The organism is Rahnella sp. AA (assembly GCF_002834385.1).
In the GTDB taxonomy this organism is placed as follows: Bacteria; Pseudomonadota; Gammaproteobacteria; order Enterobacterales; family Enterobacteriaceae; genus Rahnella.
In genome coordinates this window covers 213,384-239,908 of the sequence record NZ_PITQ01000007.1, presented here as the reverse complement: position 1 = coordinate 239,908, position 26,525 = coordinate 213,384, and the positions used below count along the sequence as shown (strand labels likewise).

General features: G+C 53.1%; 24 protein-coding genes and 1 riboswitch. Of the genes, 10 read left to right on the top strand and 14 right to left on the bottom strand.

The window, feature by feature from the left end; translation table 11 throughout:
- Positions 1–17: 17 nt before the first annotated feature.
- Positions 18–323, top strand: coding sequence for a putative quinol monooxygenase (locus CWS43_RS17840; RefSeq protein WP_101078426.1), 306 nt, complete (start codon positions 18–20; stop codon positions 321–323).
- Positions 324–400: 77 nt separating this feature from the next.
- Here CWS43_RS17840 and parE read toward each other — a convergent pair whose 3' ends face one another.
- The 5 genes from parE to nudF form a co-directional block, all read right to left on the bottom strand.
- On the bottom strand, positions 401–2,296 hold the full coding sequence (gene parE, locus CWS43_RS17835) for a DNA topoisomerase IV subunit B (protein ID WP_101078425.1): 1,896 nt from the start codon (positions 2,294–2,296) through the stop codon (positions 401–403).
- Positions 2,297–2,411: 115 nt separating this feature from the next.
- On the bottom strand, positions 2,412–2,993 hold the full coding sequence (gene yqiA, locus CWS43_RS17830; protein ID WP_101078424.1) for an esterase YqiA: 582 nt from the start codon (positions 2,991–2,993) through the stop codon (positions 2,412–2,414).
- Positions 2,990–3,820 (bottom strand): 3',5'-cyclic-AMP phosphodiesterase, encoded by an 831-nt coding sequence (gene cpdA, locus CWS43_RS17825; RefSeq protein WP_101078423.1) that lies wholly within the window; start codon positions 3,818–3,820, stop codon positions 2,990–2,992. Before cpdA ends, yqiA begins: the two co-directional genes overlap by 4 nt.
- Positions 3,821–3,847: 27 nt before the next feature.
- Positions 3,848–4,273, bottom strand: a complete 426-nt coding sequence (locus CWS43_RS17820) for a DUF1249 family protein (protein WP_095923552.1) — start codon at positions 4,271–4,273, stop codon at positions 3,848–3,850.
- Positions 4,270–4,905 (bottom strand): ADP-ribose diphosphatase, encoded by a 636-nt coding sequence (gene nudF / locus CWS43_RS17815; protein ID WP_101078422.1) that lies wholly within the window; start codon positions 4,903–4,905, stop codon positions 4,270–4,272. Before nudF ends, CWS43_RS17820 begins: the two co-directional genes overlap by 4 nt.
- Before the next feature lie 225 nt (positions 4,906–5,130).
- Between nudF and tolC the strand changes: the two genes are divergently transcribed.
- From tolC to CWS43_RS17800, 3 genes are all read left to right on the top strand, one after another.
- Positions 5,131–6,621: an outer membrane channel protein TolC gene (gene tolC, locus CWS43_RS17810; RefSeq protein ID WP_369825881.1), complete on the top strand. Its 1,491-nt coding sequence runs from the start codon at positions 5,131–5,133 to the stop codon at positions 6,619–6,621.
- 196 nt (positions 6,622–6,817) lie between these two features.
- Positions 6,818–7,489 (top strand): DUF1190 family protein, encoded by a 672-nt coding sequence (locus tag CWS43_RS17805; protein ID WP_101078420.1) that lies wholly within the window; start codon positions 6,818–6,820, stop codon positions 7,487–7,489.
- 8 nt (positions 7,490–7,497) lie between these two features.
- Positions 7,498–8,658: a glutathionylspermidine synthase family protein gene (locus CWS43_RS17800; protein ID WP_101078419.1), complete on the top strand. Its 1,161-nt coding sequence runs from the start codon at positions 7,498–7,500 to the stop codon at positions 8,656–8,658.
- 49 nt (positions 8,659–8,707) lie between these two features.
- Here CWS43_RS17800 and ygiD read toward each other — a convergent pair whose 3' ends face one another.
- Together ygiD and ribB are read right to left on the bottom strand one after the other, a co-directional pair.
- The gene (gene ygiD / locus CWS43_RS17795; RefSeq protein ID WP_101078418.1) at positions 8,708–9,496 is read right to left on the bottom strand and encodes a 4,5-DOPA dioxygenase extradiol; all 789 of its coding nucleotides are present in this window, start codon (positions 9,494–9,496) and stop codon (positions 8,708–8,710) included.
- 241 nt (positions 9,497–9,737) lie between these two features.
- A complete protein-coding gene (ribB, locus tag CWS43_RS17785) occupies positions 9,738–10,391 on the bottom strand; it encodes a 3,4-dihydroxy-2-butanone-4-phosphate synthase (protein ID WP_101078417.1) in 654 nt (217 codons plus the stop codon).
- Between the two features lie 134 nt (positions 10,392–10,525).
- Positions 10,526–10,703: riboswitch (FMN riboswitch) on the bottom strand.
- Positions 10,704–10,835: 132 nt separating this feature from the next.
- Here ribB and CWS43_RS17780 point away from each other — a divergent pair.
- Complete coding sequence (locus CWS43_RS17780) at positions 10,836–11,108, top strand: accessory factor UbiK family protein (protein ID WP_101078416.1); 273 nt, start codon at positions 10,836–10,838, stop codon at positions 11,106–11,108.
- 76 nt (positions 11,109–11,184) lie between these two features.
- Here CWS43_RS17780 and yjeH read toward each other — a convergent pair whose 3' ends face one another.
- From yjeH to CWS43_RS17760, 4 genes are all read right to left on the bottom strand, one after another.
- Positions 11,185–12,420, bottom strand: a complete 1,236-nt coding sequence (gene yjeH / locus CWS43_RS17775) for an L-methionine/branched-chain amino acid transporter (protein WP_101078415.1) — start codon at positions 12,418–12,420, stop codon at positions 11,185–11,187.
- A 105-nt stretch (positions 12,421–12,525) separates the two neighbouring features.
- A complete protein-coding gene (hldE, locus tag CWS43_RS17770; RefSeq protein WP_101078414.1) occupies positions 12,526–13,953 on the bottom strand; it encodes a bifunctional D-glycero-beta-D-manno-heptose-7-phosphate kinase/D-glycero-beta-D-manno-heptose 1-phosphate adenylyltransferase HldE in 1,428 nt (475 codons plus the stop codon).
- 85 nt (positions 13,954–14,038) lie between these two features.
- A complete protein-coding gene (glnE, locus tag CWS43_RS17765; RefSeq protein WP_101078413.1) occupies positions 14,039–16,876 on the bottom strand; it encodes a bifunctional [glutamate--ammonia ligase]-adenylyl-L-tyrosine phosphorylase/[glutamate--ammonia-ligase] adenylyltransferase in 2,838 nt (945 codons plus the stop codon).
- Between the two features lie 56 nt (positions 16,877–16,932).
- A complete protein-coding gene (locus tag CWS43_RS17760; RefSeq protein ID WP_101078412.1) occupies positions 16,933–18,240 on the bottom strand; it encodes an inorganic triphosphatase in 1,308 nt (435 codons plus the stop codon).
- 280 nt (positions 18,241–18,520) lie between these two features.
- Between CWS43_RS17760 and CWS43_RS17755 the strand changes: the two genes are divergently transcribed.
- Together CWS43_RS17755 and CWS43_RS17750 are read left to right on the top strand one after the other, a co-directional pair.
- Entirely contained in the window at positions 18,521–19,141 is a 621-nt protein-coding gene (locus CWS43_RS17755) for a TIGR04211 family SH3 domain-containing protein (protein ID WP_101078411.1), read from the top strand.
- A gap of 170 nt (positions 19,142–19,311) precedes the next feature.
- Positions 19,312–20,547 (top strand): multifunctional CCA addition/repair protein, encoded by a 1,236-nt coding sequence (locus tag CWS43_RS17750; protein ID WP_101078410.1) that lies wholly within the window; start codon positions 19,312–19,314, stop codon positions 20,545–20,547.
- Between the two features lie 94 nt (positions 20,548–20,641).
- On the opposite strand, the gene bacA is transcribed toward CWS43_RS17750, so the two are convergent.
- Both bacA and folB read right to left on the bottom strand, forming a co-directional pair.
- A complete protein-coding gene (gene bacA, locus CWS43_RS17745) occupies positions 20,642–21,466 on the bottom strand; it encodes an undecaprenyl-diphosphate phosphatase (protein ID WP_101078525.1) in 825 nt (274 codons plus the stop codon).
- Positions 21,467–21,653: 187 nt separating this feature from the next.
- Complete coding sequence (folB, locus tag CWS43_RS17740; RefSeq protein WP_101078409.1) at positions 21,654–22,010, bottom strand: bifunctional dihydroneopterin aldolase/7,8-dihydroneopterin epimerase; 357 nt, start codon at positions 22,008–22,010, stop codon at positions 21,654–21,656.
- 107 nt (positions 22,011–22,117) lie between these two features.
- Between folB and plsY the strand changes: the two genes are divergently transcribed.
- The gene (gene plsY, locus CWS43_RS17735; RefSeq protein WP_101078408.1) at positions 22,118–22,747 is read left to right on the top strand and encodes a glycerol-3-phosphate 1-O-acyltransferase PlsY; all 630 of its coding nucleotides are present in this window, start codon (positions 22,118–22,120) and stop codon (positions 22,745–22,747) included.
- Between the two features lie 75 nt (positions 22,748–22,822).
- On the opposite strand, the gene tsaD is transcribed toward plsY, so the two are convergent.
- Positions 22,823–23,836, bottom strand: a complete 1,014-nt coding sequence (gene tsaD / locus CWS43_RS17730) for a tRNA (adenosine(37)-N6)-threonylcarbamoyltransferase complex transferase subunit TsaD (RefSeq protein ID WP_101078407.1) — start codon at positions 23,834–23,836, stop codon at positions 22,823–22,825.
- 323 nt (positions 23,837–24,159) lie between these two features.
- On the opposite strand from tsaD, the gene rpsU reads away from it, so the two are divergent.
- Positions 24,160–24,375, top strand: coding sequence for a 30S ribosomal protein S21 (gene rpsU / locus CWS43_RS17725; RefSeq protein ID WP_001144069.1), 216 nt, complete (start codon positions 24,160–24,162; stop codon positions 24,373–24,375).
- Between the two features lie 135 nt (positions 24,376–24,510).
- A complete protein-coding gene (gene dnaG / locus CWS43_RS17720; protein WP_101078406.1) occupies positions 24,511–26,259 on the top strand; it encodes a DNA primase in 1,749 nt (582 codons plus the stop codon).
- Positions 26,260–26,525 lie beyond the last annotated feature (266 nt).

Below are 26,525 nucleotides of genomic sequence, written 5' to 3'. Positions count from 1 at the left end.
CCGCGAAAGAGGTATTTATGATCACCGTTATTGCTGAAATCAAAGTAAAACCGGGCCGTCGCGATTCGGTCATGGAAAAAATCACAGCGCTGTTACCAAGCGTTCTCGCCGAGAAAGGCTGCCATCGCTATGAACCCTACGTTGATTTCAATGGCCAGGTTCCGTGGCGTAAGACGGCTCCGGATTCCATTTTCATGCTGGAAGACTGGGAAAGCCTGGCGCACCTCGAGGCGCATCAACAGGCCGATCATATGGATAAGCATCGCGAAAACATCAAAGCCGATGTGCAGGATGTGGTGATCCATATTATTGAGAAAGCCTGATTTTCTGACAGGTTTCTGTAAAAAAAATGCCGGTGCTGCAAAGCATCCGGCATTTTTTATTGGCGCAGCCTGAAGGATCAGACGTCCAGTTCGGCAGTGTCGCCTTTTTCCTGCAACCAGTTACGGCGATCTTCGGAACGTTTCTTCGCCAGCAACATATCCATCATGCGCAGCGTCTGATCGATATCGTTCTCGTCGATGGTCAGCTGCACCAGACGACGGGTATTCGGATCGAGCGTAGTTTCGCGCAGTTGCAGCGGGTTCATTTCACCCAGCCCTTTAAAGCGCTGAACGTTCGGTTTCCCTTTCTTACGTTTCAGTTGCTCCAGCACGCCCTCTTTTTCCTGCTCGTCCAGCGCATAAAATACTTCTTTGCCCAGATCAATACGGTACAACGGCGGCATCGCGACATACACGTGCCCGCCACGCACCAGAGAGCGGAAATGGCGAACAAACAGCGCACACAGCAGCGTGGCGATGTGCAAACCGTCCGAGTCCGCATCCGCAAGGATACAGATCTTGCCGTAGCGCAGCTGACTCAGATCTTCGCTGTCCGGATCGATGCCGATCGCCACAGAAATATCATGTACTTCCTGTGAGGCCAGCACTTCATCGGAAGAGACTTCCCACGTATTCAGGATCTTACCTTTCAGCGGCATGATTGCCTGATATTCACGATCGCGGGCCTGTTTGGCAGAACCGCCTGCGGAATCCCCTTCCACCAGGAACAGTTCGGTCATGTTCAGATCTTGCGACGTGCAGTCCGCCAGTTTGCCCGGCAGCGCAGGGCCACTGGTCAGTTTCTTACGCACCACTTTTTTCGCGGCACGCAGACGACGCTGAGCGCTGGAAATGCACAGCTCAGCCAGTTGCTCCGCAGCCTGTACGTTCTGGTTCAGCCACAGGCTGAACGCATCTTTCACCACGCCGGATACAAAAGCGGCGCACTGACGTGAGGACAGACGCTCTTTCGTCTGACCGGCAAATTGCGGATCCTGCATTTTCACCGAAAGCACATAGGCGCAGCGCTCCCAGATATCTTCCGCGGACAATTTCACGCCGCGCGGCAGGATATTGCGGAATTCACAGAATTCACGCATCGCATCGAGCAGCCCCTGACGCAGGCCGTTGACGTGCGTCCCGCCCTGCATGGTCGGGATCAGGTTGACATAGCTTTCGGTCAGCAGTTCGCCGCCTTCCGGCAGCCACAACAGCGCCCAGTCAACCGCTTCAGTATCACCGGCAAACGTACCGACAAACGCCTTTTCCGGCAGCGTAATCAGGCCGTTAACCGCTTCCATCAGATAGTCGGTCAGACCGTCTTCATAACACCAGCGTTGCTCAGTGTTATTCACTTTGTCTTTGAAAACAATTTCAACGCCAGGACACAGTACGGCTTTCGCTTTCAGCAAATGGCTGAGGCGGCTGACCGAAAAACGCGGGCTGTCAAAGAAACTGACGTCAGGCCAGAAATGTACGCTGGTGCCGGTATTACGTTTGCCGCAGGTGCCGGTAATGTGCAAATCCTGTACTTTATCGCCATTTTCAAACGCCATTTCATACACTTCGCCGCCGCGTTTTACCGCCACTTCGACGCGCGTAGATAACGCGTTGACCACCGAAATCCCCACGCCATGGAGGCCGCCTGAGAACTGGTAGTTTTTATTGGAGAATTTACCGCCTGCGTGCAAACGGCAGAAGATCAGTTCAACGGCTGGCACGCCTTCTTCCGGGTGGATATCCACCGGCATGCCACGGCCATCATCAATGACTTCGAGAGACTGATCTTCGTGTAGGATCACTTCGATACGTTTCGCGTGACCGGCTAATGCCTCATCGACGCTGTTATCTATGACTTCCTGGCCGAGGTGGTTTGGCCGGGTGGTATCGGTGTACATGCCCGGACGGCGGCGTACCGGTTCAAGTCCGCTGAGGACCTCTATGGAATCCGCGTTATAAGTTGATTGGCTCATCGTTGATTATTCGTGGCTCATAGGTTTGTGGGCTAACGATACAGTATACGGGCGGGTATCAGCACTGGCAGCAAGCAGACGCTATAAATCCGGGGCAAACGTCACCCTGACGATGTTAGTCTGCGGCCAGTTCAAGGAAATCTACAATCGGCGAAAAATAGCGTTCAAAGCCGACAAATGCATGATTCCCATCAGGCTCGACCGTCTGGCGACAGGTGGTGTAATAGGCCACCGCCTGACGGTAATCGAGAATTTCATCGCCCGTTTGCTGCAGTAACCAGAGTAAATCCGGCGACTCCAGCGGTTCGACCTGCATCACTTTCAGATCGAAAACGTGGCGTGACTCTAACACATATTGCTGGCCGGTGTAGGGGTTCTCGTTTTGCCCAAGAAAGTCGATCAACAGTTCATAAGGCCTCACTGCGGGGTTAACAACCACAGCCGGAAGGGAGAAACATTGCGACAACCAGGTGGCGTAATAACCGCCAAGAGACGAGCCGACAATACCGAGCTTTTTGCCCGCAAGCTGAATCACCAGGCTTTCCAATTGTTCAGCGGCGTCCGCCGGGTAAGGCGGCAGTTGCGGGATCACCATATTGATATGTGGGTGAAACTCTGCCAGCCAGTTTTTGAGTAACGTAGCCTTAGCGGAACTGGGTGAGCTGTTGAATCCGTGCAGATAAAGTAAGGTGTTCATTCGTAACCATCCGACTCCGTGTCAGGATGGAATTCGCTGGTTTCCAGACGAAAAACCTCCGTCTCAACGCGGCCATCAGGATATAAATCCAGATAACGCCAGCCCGGCGCAACGGTATCAATTGTAAAATTGGTGCAATGCGGTTTGAACTGCACGCAGGTTGACGGCGTGGCGTACAGACGACGGCCATACCAGTCGAGATCCAGTTCCTGGTGAATATGTCCACACAACAGCGTATTCACTTTCGGGTAATTTACCAGCGTGTTCGCCAGCATATGCGCATTACGCAGACTGTGCTGATCAAGCCAGGTGCAGCCGGAAGGCAGAGGATGGTGATGCAGCATCAAAAGGGTGAAACGTTCGGGATACTGGTTCAGACAACGTTCCATCCATTCCAGCTGGTACTCACTCAGCTCACCATGAGGCACGCCAAAAACCTGCGTATCAAGCAAAATAATTTGCCAATGTTCACCGAGCAGAACGTGTTTGGAAGGACTGATTCCAGCGTCCTGCAGCGCATTAACCATCGCAGGCTGAAAATCATGATTACCGGGCAACCAGACACAAGGTGCGGTGAGCTCGCTGATGCCACGGGCAAACTGGTGATAAGCTTCCACCGACTGATCCTGCGCCAGATCACCTGTTGCCGCAATGATATCCACATCGCGCTGCTGAGCTTTAATCGCATCCAGCACGGCGCGATAGCTGTTAAACGTATTCACGCCCAGCAGTGTTTCATCTTCACCGGCAAAAAGATGGGTATCTGTAATCTGTAGAATTCTGACCTTGGCCCCATTCACCAAAGGCAGTTTAAACAGGCTTTCCAAATCGTTTCCTTTGTTATTGAAGTCTGTCTAACAAACCGGAATTGCCATCGCTCCGTGCGCAAGGCAATAACGCAGCCAGTCCGCAAGGAACTGGTTAATTTGATGCTTTTCATCACGCTGATGCAACTTTTTATTAGGGTAATCATAGCGTGCTTTAAAGCGAAAGATCTGCTGACTCGCACACACTTCGGCCACCATCGCATCGTGGTACAGACGAACGGTCAGCGAAGGCAGACTCCAGTAGCTGACGGCGGGTGCAGTCTGCTTAATTTCCACCAGCGAGGTATAACGCGTTGATTCGAGGATCGTCAGGCAATACGTCGCGCTACTCACCTGATATGTCACGGTTTCGCCGGGTTCATCGGTGCGTGGCATTAAACGGCGTAATTGTGCGAAATTGGTTTCACACAATCTCATCATTTCAGGGAAATCAGGGGTATAGCGTTTAATCATTCGTTGGCCCACTCTTTTCTCAGGGATTCATGGTGCAGTTGCAGCCATTGCAGGGCAATCACTGACGCCGCATTATCTATCGCTCCCTCTTCCACCCAGCGGTAAGCCTGTTCGCGGCTGACCACATGTACCCGGATGTCTTCATTTTCTGCTTTCAGACCGTGAATTCCTTCTGCCGTTGTCGCATCGACCTCACCCACCATAATAGAAAGACGCTCGCTGGTTCCGCCCGGGCTGGCCAGGTAATTCAGCGCCGGTTTACAGCGTTTTACCACAATGTTCGCTTCTTCGAGTGCTTCACGGCGGGCAACATCTTCGACTGTCTCGCCCTCTTCAATGATACCGGCGACCATCTCCAGAAGCCATGGGGTATCACTGGAATCAATACATGGGATGCGGATCTGTTCAATCAGCACGACTTCATCGCGTTGCGGATCATAAGGCAGCAGCACCGCCGCATGGCCCCTTTCGAAAACTTCACGCACAACTTCGCCGCTCATTTCCCCATTAAACAGCCGATGACGAAACCGATATGCAATAATAGAAAAAAAACCTTTATATCGCGTCTCACGTGCAATAATTTCTACATCATCTTTACCGAAACTAACCGGTGAACTTTTGAATGCACACATGGATTGTTTTCCTCTTCCCTCATTAAGGCAATTTATCGTCCTTTGAGGTCAGTTTGATGAAAATGCGTTAATAATAATCAAGGTTGTTTGTGATAGATTTAGGCACATCCAGCGGGGAAGGCACGTTAAGCCAACCTCTCCGCTAGCCTGACTCTGCTAGAATCCGCGTCTATTGGTTTATTTGACTGCGCCACCATACATAACAACATTGCTGCACAACAAGGAATGCAAATGAAGAAACTGCTCCCCCTTCTCATCGGACTCAGCCTGGGCGGCTTCAGTACGATAAGCCAGGCCGAAAACCTGATGCAGGTCTATCAGCAAGCCAGGACGAGTAACCCGGACCTGCGCAAATCCGCTGCTGACCGGGATGCTGCATTCGAAAAAATCAACGAAAGCCGCAGTCCTTTATTACCGCAACTCGGTTTGGGTGCGGATTATGGTTATACCAATGGCTACCGCGATGCGAATGGCGTTAATAGTGATGTTGGCAGCGCCAGCCTGCAATTAACGCAGACCCTTTTTGATATGTCAAAATGGCGCGCCCTGACATTACAGGAAAAAACTGCCGGTATTCAGGATGTGTCATATCAGACTGACCAGCAATCCTTAATCCTGAATTCTGCGACAGCTTATTTCAACGTATTGAGTGCGATCGATTCACTCTCTTATACCGAAGCACAGAAACAGGCGATTTACCGTCAGTTGGATCAAACCACGCAGCGTTTTAACGTCGGCCTGGTCGCTATCACCGACGTCCAAAACGCCCGTTCACAATACGATACTGTATTAGCGAACGAAGTGACTGCCCGTAATAATCTGGATAACGCGCTCGAAGCATTGCGTCAGGTTACAGGCGTTTACTATCCACAGCTGTCGTCCCTGAACGTGGATAACTTCAACACCACGCGTCCGCAACCGGTCGCTACGCTGTTGAAAGAAGCAGAAAGCCGCAACCTGAGCTTGCTGTCTGCACGTCTGTCACAAGATCTGGCACGTGAGCAAATCCGTTATGCGGAAACCGGCCACATGCCAACGGTTGATCTGACCGCGTCTACCGGTATCAGCAACACCAAATATCACGGCGATAAAACCGGCGGTTCGTCCAGCTATCAGGACGCCGATGCGGGCCAGAACAAAGTCGGTCTGAGCTTCTCACTGCCACTGTACAGCGGTGGCTCTGTCACTTCTCAGGTGAAACAGGCTCAGTACAGCTTCGTGGGCGCCAGCGAACAGCTCGAAAGCGCACACCGTAGCGTCGTGCAGACCGTTCGTTCTTCCTTCAACAACATCTCTGCCTCTATCAGCAGCATCAACGCGTATAAACAAGCCGTTGTTTCTGCACAGAGTTCTCTGGATGCGATGGAAGCCGGTTACCAGGTCGGTACCCGTACAATCGTTGATGTTCTGGATGCGACCACCACGCTGTATAACGCCAAACAACAGCTTTCCAGCGCACGTTATACCTACCTGATTAACCAGCTGAATATCAAATCAGCATTGGGTACGCTGAACGAAAGTGACCTGCTTGCACTTAATGGCGCTCTGGGTAAACCTGTTCCAACAGCGCCCGATCAGGTAGCGCCAGAAACGCCTGATCAGGATGCTGCGGCAGACGGTTATAGCAATAAAACGGCAGCCGCCGCACCACAAGCTCAAAAAGCCAGTGCAACCAGCAAGACCACGAAGAAAAACGGTAATCCTTTCCAGAATTAAGTCTGAAAAGTCTCTGTTTTGCGGAGTGCTCAAACACAACAGGCAGCCTGAAAAGGCTGCTTTTTTTTGCCTCCGTCACGCCCCTCTGTAAAGTCTCGTAACAATTGCCTTCGCTGCTTTAACAATCACCCGCTTTCCCCTATTCTTAGGCCCTACTGGGAAAGGGCAAAAAAGCCCTACACATGGGATAAGAACGATGAAACGGACACAACACGTTAACCTGGCTACCTTCCGTAAATCATGGCGTAGCGCTCGGATCACACCTGTCGCATTGGCGGTTAGCGCTGTCTTTATGCTGGCTGGCTGCGAGAAAACTGACGAAACGGTTTCTCTGTATCAGAATGCCGACGACTGTACGAAAGCCAATCCGTCCGGCAGCGCGCAATGCGTCGATGCGTATAACAAAGCCAAAACAGAAGCGGCAAAAACAGCACCTAAATATGCCAGTCGTGAAGACTGTATCGCTGAGTTCGGCGAAGGCCAGTGTACTCAGGCTCCGGCTCAGGCAGGTGTTGCATCAGCCGAAAATCAAAGCAGCGGTGGCAGCATGTGGATGCCATTAATGGCCGGCTATATGATGGGCCGCATGATGAGCGGTGGCGCATATGCACAACAGCCTCTTTTCAGCTCAAAAAACCCTGCCAGCCCGGCAAACGGCAAATTCGTTGATGCGACCGGTAAAAATTACGGCCCGGCAACCGCAGGCGGCCGCACCATGAACGTGCCTAGAACTGCCATGGCACCGAAACCAGCTGTAACAAACACCATTACACGCGGTGGCTTTGGCGACAGCGTAGCCAAACAAACTTCAATGCAGCGCAGCTCCTCTGCGGCACCTCGCAGCCCTGGCCGCAGCATGGGTGGCTAAGAGATAAAATGAAACGTTTAGCGATTAATGAGCGCCCGGACTGGCGCGAAAAAGCCACGGAGTTTGGCTTCAATTTTCACACCATGTATGGCGAACCGTACTGGTGTGAAGATGCTTATTACCAGTTCACGCTGGCGCAGATTGAAGAAATTGAAGACGCCACTGCCGACATCCATCAGATGTGCTTAAAAGTGGTTGAGCGCGTGGTGAATGATGACAAGCTGATGGCGAAATTCCAGATCCCGAAACACGTCTGGGAATTTGTCCGCAGCTCATGGCGCACGCAGCAACCGTCGCTGTATTCCCGTTTGGATCTGGCTTATGACGGAATTAACCCGCCTAAGCTTTTGGAAAATAACGCGGATACGCCGACTTCACTTTACGAAGCAGCTTTCTTCCAGTGGCTCTGGTTGGAAGATCAAATCGCTGCAGGCAATCTTCCGCAGGATGCCGATCAGTACAACAGTTTGCAGGAAAAGCTGATCGAGCGTTTTAGCGAGCTGAAAAACGAGCACGGTTTTTCGTTGCTGCACATCGCCTGCTGTCAGGACACCGAAGAAGATCGCGGTACCGTTCAGTATTTGCAGGACTGCGCGCTGGAAGCTGAACTGGCCAGCGAATTCCTGTTTATAGAAGAAATCGGTCTGGGGGAACGCGGGCAGTTTACCGATACGCAGGATCAGGTGATTTCCAACCTGTTCAAGCTGTATCCGTGGGAATTTATGTTCCGCGAAGTGTTCGCCACCAAGCTGGAGGACGCCGGTGTTCGCTGGCTGGAACCGGCATGGAAAGCCATTTTATCGAATAAAGCCCTGCTGCCGTTGCTGTGGGAAATGTTCCCGGACCACCCGAATCTGTTACCTGCGTATTTCGCTGAAGATGCACATCCGGAACTGGAACATTACGTGGTGAAACCGCTGTTCTCCCGCGAAGGCGCAAACATCAAAGTCATCGAAAAAGGCCAGGAAGTGGCCCGTGTTGACGGCCCGTATGGTGCAGAAGGCATGATCGTACAACAGTTCCATCCATTGCCGGTATTCGACGGCAGCTACACATTAATTGGCAGCTGGCTGGTCAACGACCAGCCTTGCGGGATTGGCATCCGCGAAGATAAAGCGCTGATCACGCAGGATCTGTCGCGTTTCTACCCGCATACCATCGTCGGCTAAAAAAATGCATGAAAAAGGATAATGAAGAAATTCATTATCCTTTTTATTGTTAACCTACCTGTACCGAAAGCATGCTCAACGATCCCATGACGATCCCGTCGGTCGGTTCAGTGATCGGCTCTGCACCATCCCACGCGCCCAATACATACAGCAACGGCAGGAAGTGATCCGGAGACGGATTTGATAACGCACCGCCCTCATGTTCCATAAAATTCACCAGAGGATGGTCTTTCGCTTCCCCTGTCCAGCTCAGATTATCTTTCACGAACGTTTCGAAAGATGTCGCCCATGGATACGGTTCGCCCTTTCCGTCCCATTTCACCATCCGCAGGTTATGAACCACGTTACCACTGGCGACAATCATTACACCTTCATCACGCAGCGCGGCCAGCTTTTTGCCCAGCGCATAATGGTATTCCGGCGGCTGCGTACCGTCGATGCTCAGCTGAATGACCGGAATATCCGCTTCAGGATACATCTTGATCAGCACACCCCAGGTTCCGTGGTCAAAACCCCACTCGCTGGTATCAGAAATCACATTCGCCGGGCTGAGCAGTTCCTGCACCCTTTTTGCGAGTGCTGGTGAGCCAGGTGCCGGGTAACGTTTATCAAACAGCGCCTGCGGAAAACCACCAAAATCATGAATGGTGCGCGGGTTTTCCATTGCGGTCACGGCGGTGCCACGGGTAAACCAGTGCGCAGACACCGCCAGGATTGCTTTTGGTCGTGGCAATGATTCGCCCAGCGCATGCCAGGCACGGGTATGAATGTTGTCTTCCAGCACGTTCATCGGGCTGCCGTGGCCTAAGAAAAGTGCGGGCATACGTTGAGTCGTCATCATGAATTCCTTACCGCAAAAATGAAAGAGTACGGCGCTGGTGTGCAGCCTTCCGCGTGATGTCAATACGGTACTCTTTTTGACTTGCGGTTACAGCCGGATAACGGTGAAGGAGATGTTCAATAAATTTGAAAAAGCAAATCAAAGGTAATAAGCGGGGATTTTCGGTTCAGACAAAATGCAGGAATCGATAGCAAAAAGGCCGCATAAGCGGCCTTTCTTAATGCGCACAACCGGTCAGTCAGCTTGCCTGACGGGTTTGCGCCTGGCGGTAAGCCACCAGATCGGCAATCGTTACAACGGGCATATTGTGCGCACGGGCAAAGACGATCACTTCCGGCGCATGCGCCATACTGCCGTCATCATTGGTCAGTTCGCACAGCACACCAAACGGCTTGAGCCCGGCTAATGTTGCCAGATCCACTGACGCTTCGGTGTGACCACCACGGGTCAGCACGCCGCCTGCCTGCGCGCGCAGCGGGAAGATATGTCCCGGGCGGTTCAGGTCAGAAGGCTTCGCGCCATCTTTAATAGCGGCACGAATGGTGGTGATTCGGTCAGCGGCGGAAACACCGGTTGTTACACCTTCAACCGCTTCAATCGTGACAGTAAACGGCGTCTGGAACGGACTGGAGTTATGCTCCACCATCATTGGCAAATCCAGTCTTTTGCGGCTGTCTTCGTTCATGGTCAGGCAGACAATGCCGCTGCCGTGGCGAATGGTCAGTGCCATTTGTTCAACGGTCATGTTTTCGGCGGCAAAGATTAAATCGCCTTCGTTTTCACGATCTTCGTCATCCAGCACCAACACACCCACGCCATTACGCATAGCGTCAAGAGCACGCTCAACGCGCTCAGCAGATGTACCGAATTCGGAAAGTAGGGTCTGATTCATGGTAAAAATAACCTCATGTTCTGTATATGGATTACCAGAATCAGGGCGTCTTGAGGAGGTTAGCTGCGGCAGCCAGATGGCGTGCTACAGTTATAAAAAATAACGCAGCGGGCAAACTTTTGCCCGGCTTGAATCGTTACTCTCTCCCATCCGGACTTTAACCGTCGGCCCCGGAATTACACCGGATCTGCTGACCTCTAACCCCGAAGGATTGAGCGCTCGCGGGCTTCCACGTGGAAGGGATTATGATCACCTTCCGGTATTCTGTGGTTTACCGCCGGTGGGGACTTTCACCCCGCCCTGAGAATAAGCAAGGCAACTATAACGCCAATAAATGAGCAGAGCAATCCTGTGGTTTGGCCATTTAGTGCCTCTGAAGGTTTATAGAAACAGCGTCAGCGATTACACTAAGGAAAAGCACCTCCTTCGAGAAAAGGAAATAACATGATTGACCCGAAAAAAATTGAACAAATTGCCCGCCAGGTTCACGAATCGATGCCAAAAGGGATCCGTGAGTTTGGTGAAGATGCCGAGAAGAAAATCCGTCAGGTATTGCAGGCGCAGTTCAGCCGTATGGATTTAGTCAATCGCGAAGAGTTTGACGTACAGACACAGGTTTTGCTGCGTACCCGCGAAAAACTGGCCGTTTTGGAACAACGTCTGGCGGCACTGGAAAGCAAGCAGGCCGAAGCCGAAAAACCGCAAGATCCTGCCTGATTTTCCGTAGACATTAGTCCGCCTGAAACAGAAAAGGCCTGCTGAGCAGGCCTTTTTCATGTGTTTTTCTCAGGTTTTATTGCGAACGAAGCACCGTTTTTGCCCGTGGCAGCAACCCCCATAGCGCCGCAAACACCACCAGCGCATACAGCGATTTCCAGCCAACCATCGCCAGCAGCCCGCAGCACAAAACCGCCCCGAGCGTTGCCATCCATTTTGACCGGCCCGTCAGGATTTTTGCTCCGGAAATCATGCACAACAGATAGATCAGAATGAAAATCCCGTTGGCGTAGGTAATCAGCGCCCCGAGCGGTAAATGCAGCCAGTAAATCAGCAACGTGAACAACATACAGCAGCCGACCACCAGATTAAGCGCCGCGACCGGCACCTGCTGGGCAGAAAGCTGTGCCAGTTTGCTTTCGGGTTTCAGCTGAGCCTGCGACCACACCAGCCGGGCGAAGCTTTGTGTATAAATATTCACGCTGGCAAAGCAGGCGAGATAACCAATAATGCAGGCCACCCACAGCGCTTTTTCCCCGAACAGTTGCACCACGATCCCCGGTAATGACGCGCCCGCCTCCCGCCCTTCGCCCCACGCATGGAATTTCAACACCGCGACGGTACAACCCCAGTACACTGCGCCGGCCACCAGCATGCCGATTAACAACGCACGCGGAAAATCACGCTCCGGATTACGAAATTCTGTCGCCAGATGAGCAAACGCCTCCAGCCCGACAAAGCACCAGAACATCACGGCCAGTGCATCAAACAGACTGGAGGGCGAAACATCACGCACCGCAGGCAGCGTGATATCTCCTTTCCACCAGATAGCCACCACCAGCGCGACCACCAAAAGCGCGATCAGCGTCTGGATATTCGCACTGGATCCCGCGCTGCGCGTGCCCAAAAACCAGATAACGAACAGCGTCCCCAGCTGAACCAGCAGCAGATTTTCGCTGCTCCAGCCAAAAGCCGCCTGCCAGAAACCGGCAGCAATATGCAGCGCTGCGGGCAATCCGACCGGAATAACCGACAAAAACAGCCAGCCGGTCACGCGCGCCATGTGCGGCCCGAATGCTTTCCCCACGAAATGCGCGGCACCGCCTGCACTCGGGAAATGACGGCCCAGCGCGGCAAAGCCAATCGCAATCGGGAACACCAGCAGGATCAACACCGGCCATGCCCACAGACTGTCGTTTTGCGCCAGTTGGGCGGCGAGCGCAGGCACCGCGAAAACGCCGGTTCCCAATAATGAGGTAGAGAGCAACCCGACGCCCTGCGCCAGGCTTAATTCCTGTTTTAATCCGCTCACAACAGAGTCACTTCCGTTTGGTTTTTTTGAGTGAAAAATCAAAAAGAAAAGGGCTTATCAGATAAGCCCTTCGGTGCGAACATCAGAAATTCAACCGCAAAAAAATCAGTCCTGCGCTTTGATCTGATTGATAATTTTGGTGGTGGATAAACCATCTTCAAAATTCAGCACGCGCACTTCACCGCCGTTCGCCCAGACCTCCTGGCATCCGGCAATTTGCTCCGGTTTGTAGTCGCCGCCTTTCACCAGCAGATCCGGTAAGATCCCGGCGATCAGACGCTGTGGGGTATCTTCTTCAAACGACACAACCCAGTCGACAGCGCCGAGCGCCCCCAGCACAATCATGCGATTTTGCAACGCATTCACCGGACGGGTTTCGCCTTTCAGACGTTTGGTAGAAGCATCGCTGTTCACCGCGACAATCAGACGATCGCCGAGTTTACGAGCATTCGCCAGATATGACACATGGCCCGCATGCAGGATGTCAAAGATACCGTTGGTCATCACGACTTTCTCGCCGCGCTGACGCGCCATCGCGACCGCCGCTTTCAGCTGTTCTTCGGTCATCACGCCGAAGCCCACGTCTGAACGCCCGCCGATAGCATTTTCCAGCTCGACCGGAGAAACGGTCGATGTCCCGAGTTTCCCTACCACAACACCCGCCGCAGCGTTTGCCAGGAAGCAGGATTCTTCCAGCGTATTACCGGCTGCAAGTGCAGCCGCCAGTGTACCGATTACTGTGTCACCGGCACCGGTCACGTCATACACTTCCTGCGCCTGCGTTGGCATATGGAAAGGTGCTTTGCCCGGCTGCAACAATGTCATACCGTTTTCTGAACGGGTCACCAGCAGCGCAGAAAGCTCGAAATTCTCTATCAGCTGCATGCCGCGAACCACGATTTCGTCTTCGTTTTTACAACGGCCCACCACCGCTTCAAACTCGGAAAGATTCGGTGTCAGCAACGTCGCGCCACGGTAGCGTTCAAAGTCAGAACCTTTAGGATCCACCAGCACCGGCACACCGGCTTTTCTCGCCAGCTGGATCATTTTCTGCACTTCCGTCAGCGCGCCTTTCGCATAATCTGACAGCACCAGCGCGCCGCTTTGTGGCAACGCCTGTTCGATTTTGGTCAGCATCGGTTGCAGATCAACGCCTTCAAAACCTTCTTCGAAGTCGAGGCGGATCAGCTGCTGGTTGCGGGAAAGAATACGCAGTTTGGTAATGGTCGGGTGAGAAGGCAGCGCCACGAAATCGCAGTTTACCTTCACTTCCGCCAGACGCTCGCTCAGCGCGCGCGCCGCATCGTCCACACCGGTCAGGCCGATCAAACGGGAAGAGGCACCGAGGGACGAAATGTTCATCGCCACGTTAGCCGCGCCGCCAGGGCGTTCTTCGATGGTATTCACCTTCACGACCGGTACCGGCGCTTCCGGTGAAATACGGTTGGTCGGGCCATACCAGTAGCGGTCTAACATTACGTCACCGACCACCAGCACACCCGCGCGGTGAAAATCAGGCAAAGTCACTTTCATCCCAAGACTCCAAAACAGGCAAAACTAAACATAGAAATAGTGCGCCGGATAATATCACAAGCGCCAGTCCCTCGAATAAAAACCCTCAGCTCAGCCATTTTTCCCAGCTGGTACGGATTTGCGCGCGTTCGCTGGCAAAACTGTCAGCGGCAACTTTTCCGCTGTGCTCCTGTAACGCCAGATGATGAATTTCATCGCGCAGCGTCACGTAAGCATGAGTCAGATTACGGGCCTCGTCTTCCGGCATGATGTCGTATTGCGCCATCAGCTCAAAAATCCTGACGTTATCAGACCAGCGCGTCAGCTTTGGCTGATCGTGGGCGAAACGTAAGACCAGATATTGTGCAATGAATTCAATATCCGTGATGCCACCGGGATCGGCTTTCAGATCAAACTCACCGGCTTTTTTACTGCCGAGATGCGCGTACATTTTCTCACGCATTTCGCGGACTTCTTTACGCAGCTCCGCATCATCACGCTGACGGCAGAGAATATTGCGCCGCGTGGCGTCAAACTGCTGTGCCAGAATCGGCTCACCGTAGACGACGCGCGCGCGCACCAGCGCCTGATGTTCCCACGTCCAGGCTTCGTTGGCCTGATAATCGGCAAACGCTTCAATCGTACTGACCAGCATGCCGGAAGCACCGGAAGGCCGCAGACGTGGATCCACTTCGTACAAAATCCCAGATGACGTACGCGTGCTGAACAGGTGCATAATTCGCTGCGCCAGACGCAGATAGAACTGACGCCCGTCGATCACGCGTTCGCCGTCAGTCATCACCTCCGGCGCGCAATCAAGCAGGAAAACCAGATCCAGATCTGAACTGTAACCCAGCTCCCAGCCGCCTAATTTTCCATAACCGATAACCGCAAAGCCGCGCCCTTCACGGTGCTGAAGATGCGCTGGCTGACCGTATTTTACGACCATCTGATCCCACGCCTGCTGCACAACGACTTCAAGAATCGCTTCGGCCAGATAGGTTAAATGGTCGCTGACCTTCATGACCGGCAGCGCACCGGAAATATCCCCGGCGGCAATGCGCAAATGCTGCGCCTGCTTAAACTGGCGCACGGCTTCCAGTTGCTGTTCTTCATCTTCCGTCGACACGCGCATCAGGTACTGGCGCAACTCGTCACGGTATGCCGTCAGTTCAATCGGCTGATATAGCGTGCGCGGGTCGAGCAGCTCGTCGAGCAGTAAGGGATGACGTGCAAGCTGACTGGCCACCATCGGCGAGGCCGCGCACAGGCGAATCAGTTGCTTGAGCGCGCCGGGATATTCCACCAGCAGCTCGATGTACGTCGTGCGGGTGACGATGTTGAGCAGCAACTGCATCAGGCGTTGCAGCGTGACGTCCGCATTTTTATAAGTGCAAACCTGCGCCAGCAAACGCGGCATCAGCAAATCCAGCTGTTCGCGGCCACGTGGCCCGATGGTACGTTTATCGACGTCACGACGGAATTCGGCAATCTGCTGCAAAACACTGCGCTGCGCATTTTCATCCAACAGAGGCACCCACGGTGCCAGCTCAGAAGGCTCCAGCGCATCAATCCACAAACTGCTGAACTGCGAATGCTGCTGATCGTCTTCGGCGTCGGGCGTATCGTCACCAATCAGATCATTAAAGACCGAGCGCACGGCCTGCATATGTGCATTCAGCGCGTCAAGCAACTGCCGCCAGCCGTCAAAATTCATCCCCCACGCCAGACGCGCCTGATTGAGTTCATCGGAAGGCAGCGTTTGCGTCTGTTCGTCGGCGATAGCTTGCAGAAGATTTTCCAGGCGGCGCAGGAACAGATAGCTGGTGCGCAATTGCAGAACCTGTTCAACCGGTAATAAGCCCAGATTTTCCAGCGCCTGCAAGGTCGGTAACAGTGCCCGTTGCTGCAATGCCGGTTCGCGGCCGCCGCGGATTAGCTGGAAAACCTGCACGATAAATTCAATTTCGCGGATACCGCCCGCGCCGAGTTTGATGTTGTCTTTCAGGCCACGGCGCCGCACTTCGCGGGCAATCATCCCTTTCATATTGCGCAATGACTGAATCACGCTGAAATCGATATACCGGCGAAATACAAACGGCATCAGCATCTTGCGCAGTTCCTGACTGCTGGTGTCATCCGCACCGCCCATCAGCCGGGCCTTGACCATCGCGTAGCGCTCCCAGTCGCGCCCCTGTTCCTGATAATAATCCTCCAGCGCCGGGAAGCTCATGACCAGCGGACCGCTGTCACCAAACGGACGCAAACGCATATCCACGCGATAGACAAATCCGTCTATCGTCGGCTGATCCAGCGCTTTAATCAGCCGCTGCCCGAGGCGGGTGAAGAACTGCGCGTTATCCAGCTGACGGCGGCCGCCCTGCGTCTGGCCATTTTCCGGATAGGCAAAAATCAGGTCGATATCGGAGGAGAAATTCAGCTCCCCGCCGCCCAGTTTCCCCATCCCGAGGATCAGCATTCTTTGCGCTTCGCCCGCCGCATTCACCGGTGTACCGAATTCGCGGCAGCAGGCGTCATACAGCCAGTCGCGGGCGCTGACAATCAGCAATTCCGCCAGTTCACTCAGCTGTTGCAGGGTATCTTTGGCTTCGCTGGTTTGCGCCGACTGCGACCAGGCAATGCGGGTCAGAATGCGGCGGCGGAACAGACGCAGCGATTTCATTAGACCGTTTTCATCTGCCACTTCCGCCAGCGATTCGTCGAGCCACTGCCGGTAAAGTTGCCACTCCTGCGCCTGAGGCGGGTTTTGCTCGATTTCCTGCCACCACTGCGGAAACGCCAGCAAACTGTCCGTCACGAATTCACTGCTCGTCAGTACCGCAAGCGAGGCGTCATCGGGAAGAGAGGGCTTTTCGGGATGTTCACGCCAGCGCTCAAGCACATTCCGGGCGTGGTCGTGTAAAACAGAAGAGAGTGGCAGCATGAAATCGGGTTCCTTGCAAAAAAAAGCCCGGGCTTTTGCCCAGGCTTATCAGTCAATTAACGAGGTTGTCCATTTAACCAGAAGGCATCCATCATCACCGCGTGAGAACGGGCTGAATCCTCCCACGCATGTTGTTGCTGAACGATGGCCTGCTGCAACTCGACCCAACCGGCAATATACGCGGCAACGTCTTTGTCCGGGTACGCGCCGGCCAACAGATGGAAAGTAATAATCTGGCGCTTCAGGCGGGCCAGTTGGTCACGATACCCTTCCTCGGTCAACGGCTGCGCGAACGCCTCTTTCAGATCTGCTGCGGTACGGCCCAGCATAATATCTGCGAAACGCTTGAAGGAGCCTTCCAGCTTTTTAGCCGATTTATCATCGATAAACGGCGCCCAGCCGGATGTTGCCAGCCAGGATGTGAGCACTAACTTACATTTCAGGTAGGTCGCGCTGTAGCAAATGTCCTGCGCATCGGCAGATTTCTGTTCCAGCACCGGCACCAGATCGGTGAGCAGCGTGCGCAGTTCGGAAGACGCTTTACGTGGCACCAGCCCGCCAAACAGCACCAGAACCTGGCGCACGGTTTCCACCGCCTGCAATACGGTCAGACGCGCCGTTTTATCACCGCGCACCCAGAGTTCTTCATGATACTGCCAGTGATCCAGCGCCAGTTCGAACATCGCCGACATAGCCTGTTCAACGGTGGCTTTGGGTTTAGCTTTGAAAACCGGCAGCGGCTTAATTTCACGCGCAGGATTGCCCTTCGCCAGATGATAACCACGAGCCGCTTTGCTGAAACCGCCCTGACGTAAACCGCCGTGCGCACCAATTTCTGCCGCCAGTTTCAGTAAATCCGCGGTATTGCCTTTTTTCAGCTCAAGCTCAATTTCGGCCAGCGCCTCAGACAACTCACCGGCGATCACTTCGCCCTGATCCAGACCCAGCTCTATCTCGCTTTCGCCGTAAGTGATCACCCACTTCTCGCGGGTGAAATCGGTGCGGAACAGCGGTGCCAGTTCTTTTTGCAGCGCGGCAGGCTTACACCCTTCCGGCCAGATATCTTTCGGGAATGCGCTGAGTTTCAGCACCGGCTTTTTCAGCTCAACATTATATTCAGGGCGCTGATGCAGCCCGCCCACCACTTTTCCGCCGGTTTTGATGGTCATTTCATACTGATCGTCAAAGCCACGGATACGCAGACCAATATCATGCGAACGTAAATAGTTATCCGCGGTCTCAAAATAGATGTTGGTCAGTTTCGATGGCGCGGTGTGCTCAGCGTTGAAAACCGCGAGCTGCGAAGGAAGTTCGGCGATTGCGGCCGGGGTGGCGATAAATTTTAATTCTATTTCTACGGTCATAGGAGTCTTCACACCGATTCTTTGCTGCCAATAAGGGATTAACGCGTCGCGCCAATTCTACCATAAGCACAGCGCGCAAGCCGCATGTTGCGGGATTGTAAGATAGTTCTCATTCCGGTTTATACATTGCGTCGTCACACTGTTGCCCTTACTATCGGTCACCAACTTTTGGTTCCTGAATTAGTGCAATAGCCGGACAGAGGCGGTTGCCAGAAGACGTATCCTGATAAAACGGATCCACACTTCACGTTCCCTAAATTCACAAAGAAACGATGAAATAATGCAGAAATTACGCCTAATTGGTTTCGCTTTGCTTGGTTTAAGCATCACATGGGGCGCTCACGCTGATGAGAAGCGCTATATCTCCGACGATTTGAACACCTACATCCACAGTGGTCCGGGTAATCAATATCGTATTGTTGGCACCCTGAATGCCGGTGACGAAGTCACCCTGCGCAGCGTCAACGACAGTACCAAATACGGTGAGATTATTGATTCGAAAGGGAAAACCGCCTGGATCCCTCTCGACCAGTTAAGTAATGTGCCGAGCCTGCGTACCCGCGTTCCTGACCTGGAACAACAGGTGAAAACGCTGACCGACAAGCTGACAAATATTGATTCCAGCTGGAACCAACGTACCGCTGAAATGCAGACGAAAGTCGGCTCGAGCGACAACATCATCAACAACCTGAAGAAAGAAAATCAGGACCTGAAAAACCAGCTGATCGTTGCGCAGAAGAAAGTAGACGCCGTGAATGTCCAGCTCGACGACAAGCAACGCACCATTATTTTACAATGGTTTATGTACGGTGGTGGCGTTGCCGGTGTGGGCCTGGTGCTTGGCCTCGTGCTGCCACATCTGGTTCCACGTCGCAGGAAAAAAGATCGCTGGATGAGCTGATCGCTTACCCCGCTCCAACTTTTCGTTCAACGTGAAGGCACTCCGGTGCCTTTTTGTGTTTGCATCAATCCGCAAATCAACCACACAACTTTGCTATGATAAGGCAGAGCGCCCTGCTCGGCTTTCAGCAGCATAATGCGTTGGAATTAACTTATTTCAGGAGTTATCGCGTGGAGATTTACCTGGTCGGCGGCGCAGTCCGAGACAGTTTATTAAACCTGCCTGTGTCTGAACACGATTGGGTGGTGGTCGGCGCAACGCCTGAATATATGCTGGAAAACGGTTATCAGCAGGTCGGCAAAGATTTCCCTGTATTCCTGCATCCCAAAACTCACGATGAATACGCGCTGGCGCGGACGGAAAGAAAATCGGGTTCCGGCTATAACGGTTTTACCTGTTATGCCGCACCAGATGTCACGCTTGAGCAGGATCTGATGCGGCGTGACCTGACCATAAACGCTATCGCCAAAAGTGACAGCGGCGAACTTTTCGACCCTTACCACGGCCAGCGTGATATCGAACTCCGCCTGCTGCGCCACGTCTCCGATGCATTTGGAGAAGATCCGTTACGCGTTCTGCGCGTAGCCCGTTTCGCAGCGCGATTTGCCCATTTAGGTTTTGCCGTCGCCCCTGAAACACAGGCGCTGATGCAGCAGATGGCCGAAAGCGGTGAGCTGGAAGCCCTGACGGCAGAACGGGTGTGGAAAGAAACCGAAAAGGCACTGCAAACGCAGGATCCACAGGTGTATTTCCAGCTGCTCCGCGATTGCGGCGCGCTGAAAGTGTTATTCCCTGAAATCGATGCGCTGTTTGGCGTGCCCGCGCCGGAGAAATGGCATCCGGAAATTGATACCGGCGTTCATACGCTGATGACACTGAAAATCGCCAGCACGCTGACGCCTGACGTTGACGTGCGTTTTTCCGCACTGTGTCACGATTTAGGCAAAGGCCTGACGCCGCCACAATATTGGCCGCATCATCACGGTCACGGCCCGGCGGGCGTAAAACTGGTGGAAAAAATCTGCCAGCGGTTGAAAGTGCCGACACATATTCGTGATCTGGCGAAACTGGTGGCCGAGTTCCATGACCTCATCCACACAGTGAATAAGTTACGTCCGGAAACCTTGCTGAAACTGTTCGATACCATTGATGTCTGGCGTAAACCGCAGCGCCTTGAACAGATGATCCTGACCAGCGAGGCCGATGCCCGTGGACGAACCACTTTTGAAAATAACCCATACCCGCAGGGCAATTACTTGCGTGAGGCCTTCAGGGTGGCGAACAGCATTTCCAATAAAGAAGTGCTGGATGCCGGTTTTCAGGGGATGGCGATCCGCGATGAACTGAAAAAGCGGCGCACGCAGGCATTGGCTGACTGGAAGCAAACGCAGGAAACCGCGGTTTAATTTTCTGCGCCTGAGAGCGTTGAGAACGCATAAAAAAACAAAGCCCCGCACGGCAAAACCGGCGGGGCTTTTTCTTGCATGATTGAATAAAAAATCAGGCAATAAAGACGAAGTACACCGCCAGAGCGACGAAGAAGCGATAAATCGCAAACGGGATAAACGAAATGCGTTTAATCACCGCCAGGAAGGTTTTAATCGCAATCAGAGCCACAACGAAAGCGGCAATGAAACCGGTCGCAAACATCGGCAAATCGGCCATGGTCAGGAAGCTGTAACTCTTGTACAAATCCAGAGCCGTCGCGCCCATCATCATCGGGACTGCCAGCAGGAACGAGAATTCAGACGCCGCAAAACGGCTGATCCCCATTAACATCCCCCCGCTAATGGTCGCCCCGGAGCGGGAAAATCCCGGCCAAAGCGCCAGACACTGGAAGACGCCAATCATAAACGCCTGCACGTAGGTAATATCATCCAGCCCTTCCGCACGCGGTTTTTTGGGTTTTAGCAATTCAGCGGCAATCAGTAAAACACCACCGACAACCAGCGAGTACATGACGTATTTCGGCTCAAAAAGGGATTTAATTTGTGAATGCAGAAGCAGACCTAGTATGGTCGCCGGGATCATTCCTAAAATAATATGCCCGAGGTTCAGACGGCGCGTCCCCGTGCCTTCATGAGCCGGTGGCTTGCCAAAATGCAGGCCAATCATGCCAAACAAACGACGCCAAAACATCACAACTACAGCCAGAATCGACCCCAGTTGAATAACCACCTCAAAGGACTTCGACGTATCTCCCGTAAAACCAAGGAGATTACCCACAATAATCAGGTGACCGGTCGAGGAGACAGGCAGGAATTCCGTCAGCCCTTCAACAACACCCAAAATAGCCGCTACAAGCAATGAATGACTTTCAGCAATCATTATCGACCCCAACCCTGTTAAGTATCCGCTAATCGGAAAAAACAGCTAAAACAACAAACAATAAAAAAGCGGCATCATCTACGCCGCTTCTGCAAAGGGTGACCCGTAACCCCGAGTGCTCTTTTAACGCTTTTTTATGACAATTAAAATACGACCGGATTCCGAATTTTATCCATGGCAGGATTTAAACCCGTTTTCCCCGCTCAATAACTACGCCAACATTTGCCGCCTGCGCGACGGCGCCGGGCTTGCTGAGCTTAATCCGCACCCACGGCGAGTTAAAACGCGTCAGCAGCAGAGCCGCCACTTCTTCGGCAACGCGTTCGACCAGCGCAAAATTCTGCGATGCGACATGTTCTATGACCGCGTCACTGACATCGGCGTAGCTTAAACAGTCATTAACATCGTCACTGGCGGCGGATTTTCGGTTATCCCAGGCCATTTCGATATCGAACACCAGTTTCTGTTTAATGGTCTGTTCCCAGTCGTAGGCACCAATTGTGGTGATTACATTTAGTTGCTCAATAAATACGATATCCATCACGCGATTCTCTGTTTTTGGCCCAGCCGGATACCACTTCCAGCAGAAAATGCGTATTATCCATGGATGTTGCGATTAAAACGACCCTTATTAGACGGAACAGCTTTATGAGTGCTACCGCGCTTGGAATGATTATTTTCGCCTACCTTTGCGGCTCGATTTCCAGTGCGATTCTGGTCTGCCGGGTAGCCCGCTTGCCCGATCCGCGCACGGCGGGTTCTGGTAATCCTGGTGCCACGAATGTACTGCGTCTTGGTGGCCGCCTGGCCGCGGCGTCCGTTCTGATTTTTGATGTCCTCAAAGGCATGCTGCCCGTCTGGCTGGCTTATCGCCTGAATATTCCCCCGATGTATCTTGGCCTGACGGCCATTGCGGCATGCGTCGGCCATATCTACCCGGTGTTCTTCCGCTTTAAAGGCGGCAAAGGCGTGGCCACCGCTTTCGGTGCCATTGCGCCTATCGGCTGGGACTTAACAGGCCTGATGACCGGTACATGGCTTCTGACCGTGCTGCTCAGCGGATATTCTTCGTTAGGTGCAATTATTAGTGCGCTCATTGCGCCTTTTTACGTCTGGTGGTTTAAACCTGAATTCACGTTCCCGGTCGCCATGCTCTCTTGCCTGATTTTATTGCGCCATCACGACAATATTCAGCGCCTGTGGCGCGGTCAGGAAGGTAAGATCTGGGATAAGCTGAAGAAAAAGCGTAAAGCCGCGAAAGACGAAAAAACACAATAACGTCAGATTTCAGGCATAAAAAACGACCTTATTGAAGGTCGTTTTTTTCGCACTAATTTCGCAACACAGCCCCGTTCAGACTGGCGGAAGTTCGGCCAGAGGCCAGCGCGGGCGCACGGTCACGCCTAAGTCCGGCGTTGCACCCGTCTTGAGGCGCACCATCCCCGCATAAGCAATCATCGCACCGTTATCGGTACAAAATTCAGGACGTGCGTAGAAGACTTCGCCTCCACGCTTAGTCATCATTTCGGCTAATTTTGCACGCAGCGTACGGTTTGCACTGACACCACCGGCCATAACCAGCCGTTTAAAACCGGTCTGATCCAGCGCGCGTTTACACTTAATAGCCAGCGTATCCACCACGGCATCTTCGAATGCGCGGGCAATATCGGCATGGGTTTGTGCGTCGCTGTCATTGCCACGGATCGTGTTGGCAGCGAATGTTTTCAGGCCGGAAAAACTGAAATCCAGCCCCGGACGGTCGGTCATCGGACGCGGGAACGTAAAGCGCCCGGCAACGCCTTGTGCCGCCATTTTTGACAACAACGGGCCCCCGGGATAATCCAGCCCTAATAATTTGGCTGTTTTATCAAACGCTTCGCCTGCGGCGTCGTCGATGGACTCACCGAGCAGGGTATATTCGCCAATACCGGTCACGCTGATTAACTGCGTGTGACCGCCGGAGACCAGCAAGGCGACAAACGGGAAATCAGGCGGATTATCTTCCAGCATCGGCGCCAGCAAATGGCCTTCCATATGATGAACGGGCACGGCAGGCACATTCCAGGCAAATGCCAGAGAACGCCCGATGGTTGCACCGACCAGCAACGCACCGACAAGCCCCGGACCGGCGGTATACGCCACGCCATCGATATCCTCAGCAGTCAGCCCGGCCTCTTTCAGCGCAGCCTGAATAAGCGGTACTGTTTTACGTACATGATCACGCGAGGCCAGTTCAGGCACAACACCGCCGTAATCTGCATGCAGTTTTACCTGGCTATACAGTTGGTTGGCTAACAGACCGGCTTCGCTGTCATAAACTGCAATTCCGGTTTCATCGCAGGACGTTTCTATACCCAGTACTCGCATCACTCTTTCCGTCATAGTTTCGCGCTAACTCGCGGCGCGCAGTTTAGCACACAAGCCCTGGCAGGTGCTGCACTGGTGAAGGAATTCCTCACGCGACGGGCAATTAATGTCGAGCAATTTGGATTGATTGGTATATAATCGCCGCCCGACGCAAAAGCGAGCGCACTATGTTGCAGAGTTGCAGAAGGGTTGCAAAAGGCGCCCGCTTCAATTTGCCGTTGTGCTTTACAAGACGACGCGAATTGGAGTAAAATTCCGCACCATTTTGAAATGTGCTGGTACAACATCAGCAAACAAACCGATTTTATCGAGGTGAGAGGCACATGCCTGTAATTAAAGTACGTGAAAACGAGCCGTTCGACGTAGCTCTGCGTCGCTTCAAGCGTTCCTGCGAAAAAGCAGGTGTTCTGGCAGAAGTTCGTCGTCGTGAATTCTATGAAAAACCGACTACCGAACGTAAACGCGCTAAAGCATCTGCAGTAAAACGCCACGCCAAGAAACTGGCTCGCGAAAACGCACGCCGCACTCGTCTGTATTAATCTTCGGGGGCAACCCCAAATCGCGTGATTTGCAATATTATGAACGCGCAGACTGCGTAGTAGCATACGAAGGCCGTGCTTTCCGAAAGGAATGCGCGGCTTGTTCTCGTTTATAGGCTAGTGAGTAAGGGGCTTATGGCTGGGAGAATTCCGCGCGTATTTATCAATGACTTGCTGGCTCGTATCGATATCGTCGATTTGATCGACGCTCGTGTAAAGCTCAAGAAACAGGGTAAAAATTATCACGCGTGCTGCCCTTTCCACCATGAGAAAACACCCTCATTTACCGTAAATGGTGATAAGCAGTTTTATCACTGTTTCGGCTGTGGTGCCCACGGCAACGCCGTCGATTTCCTGATGAACTATGACAGACTTGAGTTTGTCGAAAGCATTGAGGAACTGGCGACAATGCAGGGTTTGGAAGTGCCGTACGAAGCAGGCACTGGCCCGACTCAGATGGAGCGTCATCAGCGTCAAAGCCTCTACCAGTTGATGGCACCGCTTAGCGAGTTCTATCAGCAATCACTTAAACAACCCGCAGGTGCACCGGCCAGAGACTATCTTGCCCGGCGCGGTTTAAGTGAAGACGTCATCAATCATTTTGCCATTGGTTTCGCCCCATCGGGCTGGGACAACGTGTTAAAGCGTTTCGGTAAGAATGCCGATGATAAAGCGTCTCTGATTGACGCCGGTATGTTGGTCACCAATGACAACGGACGCAGCTATGATCGTTTTCGTGAACGAGTGATGTTCCCGATCCGTGACAAACGTGGCCGTGTGATTGCATTTGGTGGCAGGGTTTTGGGCAACGATACGCCGAAATACCTGAACTCACCGGAAACCGAGATTTTCCATAAAGGCCGGCAGTTGTACGGCCTGTATGAAGCACAGCTGAAAGCCCCTTCCCCGGCTCGTTTGCTGGTCGTTGAAGGGTATATGGACGTCGTCGCACTGGCGCAGTTCGGCATCGATTATGCCGTTGCGTCGCTGGGAACCTCCACGACGGCGGATCACATTCAGCTGATGTTCCGCAGCACGGATAACATCGTTTGTTGTTATGACGGTGACCGCGCGGGGCGTGAAGCCGCGTGGCGCGCACTGGAAACGGCATTGCCGTATCTCAACGATGGCCGTCAGCTGCGTTTTATGTTTTTACCCGACGGCGAAGATCCGGACACGCTGGTGCGTAAAGAAGGCAAAGAAGCGTTCGAACAAAGGATGGAGCAGGCGATGCCGCTTTCCACTTTCCTGTTTGATTCGCTGATGCCGCAGGTTGATTTGACCAGCCCTGACGGGCGCACCAAATTGAGCATGCTGGCATTGCCGCTGATCCGCCAGGTTCCCGGTGAAACGTTGCGGATGTATTTGCGTCAGCAGTTAGGGAATAAGCTCGGCATTTTAGATGACAGCCAGTTAGAAAAGCTGATGCCTAAACAGGCAGAAGGTAGCAATGTCTACCAGGCTCCCCAGCTAAAACGCACAACCATGCGTATACTTATAGGGTTGCTGGTACAAAACCCACAACTGGCTACACTTATACCCTCGCTGCAAGGTTTGGAGCAAGCGAAGCAACCAGGACTGGATCTGTTCAGCGAGTTAGTTACCACTTGCTTAGCCCAGCCGGGGCTGACGACAGGCCAGTTGCTGGAACTGTATCGTGACAATAAGTTCTACCAGCAGCTTGAAACTCTGGCGACATGGAACCACATGATCGTAGAGGATATGGTCGAAGAAGAATTTCGTGCCACGCTGGCCAGCCTGTATGACTCGATTTTAGAGCAACGGCTTGAAACCCTGATAGCAAAAGCCAGGACGCATGGCCTGAGCCCGGAGGAACGCACAGAAGTCAGTTCCCTGAACCAGGTACTCGCGAGGAAGTCTTAAAAAATAAGAACATTAGAAGGTTACCCTAAATAATTCGAGTTGCAGGAAGGCGGCAAACGAAAGAGTTCCGATGAGCTTACTCAAGTAAGTGATTCGGGCGAATGAGAGCAGCCAACGCATCTGCAGCGCGAAGAATGACGGGTAACACCAAAACACGGCTTAAGTGCCGATATATAGCGGGGCATGGCCCTGCGCAGAGCCGCCCTGGTGGGCCGCGGCACAATAAACGCCCCTAACGTTATTGTTGGCGATGTTACCCGACCGAC

Bases quoted from the DNA above. Each gene is read 5' to 3' on its own strand.
- CWS43_RS17840 (WP_101078426.1), top strand. From the start codon at position 18: ATGATCACCGTTATTGCTGAAATCAAAGTAAAACCGGGCCGTCGCGAT.
- parE (WP_101078425.1), bottom strand. From the start codon at position 2,296: ATGAGCCAATCAACTTATAACGCGGATTCCATAGAGGTCCTCAGCGGA.
- yqiA (WP_101078424.1), bottom strand. From the start codon at position 2,993: ATGAACACCTTACTTTATCTGCACGGATTCAACAGCTCACCCAGTTCC.
- CWS43_RS17820 (WP_095923552.1), bottom strand. From the start codon at position 4,273: ATGATTAAACGCTATACCCCTGATTTCCCTGAAATGATGAGATTGTGT.
- nudF (WP_101078422.1), bottom strand. From the start codon at position 4,905: ATGTGTGCATTCAAAAGTTCACCGGTTAGTTTCGGTAAAGATGATGTA.
- tolC (WP_369825881.1), top strand. From the start codon at position 5,131: ATGCAAATGAAGAAACTGCTCCCCCTTCTCATCGGACTCAGCCTGGGC.
- CWS43_RS17805 (WP_101078420.1), top strand. From the start codon at position 6,818: ATGAAACGGACACAACACGTTAACCTGGCTACCTTCCGTAAATCATGG.
- CWS43_RS17800 (WP_101078419.1), top strand. From the start codon at position 7,498: ATGAAACGTTTAGCGATTAATGAGCGCCCGGACTGGCGCGAAAAAGCC.
- ygiD (WP_101078418.1), bottom strand. From the start codon at position 9,496: ATGACGACTCAACGTATGCCCGCACTTTTCTTAGGCCACGGCAGCCCG.
- ribB (WP_101078417.1), bottom strand. From the start codon at position 10,391: ATGAATCAGACCCTACTTTCCGAATTCGGTACATCTGCTGAGCGCGTT.
- CWS43_RS17780 (WP_101078416.1), top strand. From the start codon at position 10,836: ATGATTGACCCGAAAAAAATTGAACAAATTGCCCGCCAGGTTCACGAA.
- hldE (WP_101078414.1), bottom strand. From the start codon at position 13,953: ATGAAAGTGACTTTGCCTGATTTTCACCGCGCGGGTGTGCTGGTGGTC.
- glnE (WP_101078413.1), bottom strand. From the start codon at position 16,876: ATGCTGCCACTCTCTTCTGTTTTACACGACCACGCCCGGAATGTGCTT.
- CWS43_RS17760 (WP_101078412.1), bottom strand. From the start codon at position 18,240: ATGACCGTAGAAATAGAATTAAAATTTATCGCCACCCCGGCCGCAATC.
- CWS43_RS17755 (WP_101078411.1), top strand. From the start codon at position 18,521: ATGCAGAAATTACGCCTAATTGGTTTCGCTTTGCTTGGTTTAAGCATC.
- folB (WP_101078409.1), bottom strand. From the start codon at position 22,010: ATGGATATCGTATTTATTGAGCAACTAAATGTAATCACCACAATTGGT.
- plsY (WP_101078408.1), top strand. From the start codon at position 22,118: ATGAGTGCTACCGCGCTTGGAATGATTATTTTCGCCTACCTTTGCGGC.
- tsaD (WP_101078407.1), bottom strand. From the start codon at position 23,836: ATGCGAGTACTGGGTATAGAAACGTCCTGCGATGAAACCGGAATTGCA.
- rpsU (WP_001144069.1), top strand. From the start codon at position 24,160: ATGCCTGTAATTAAAGTACGTGAAAACGAGCCGTTCGACGTAGCTCTG.
- dnaG (WP_101078406.1), top strand. From the start codon at position 24,511: ATGGCTGGGAGAATTCCGCGCGTATTTATCAATGACTTGCTGGCTCGT.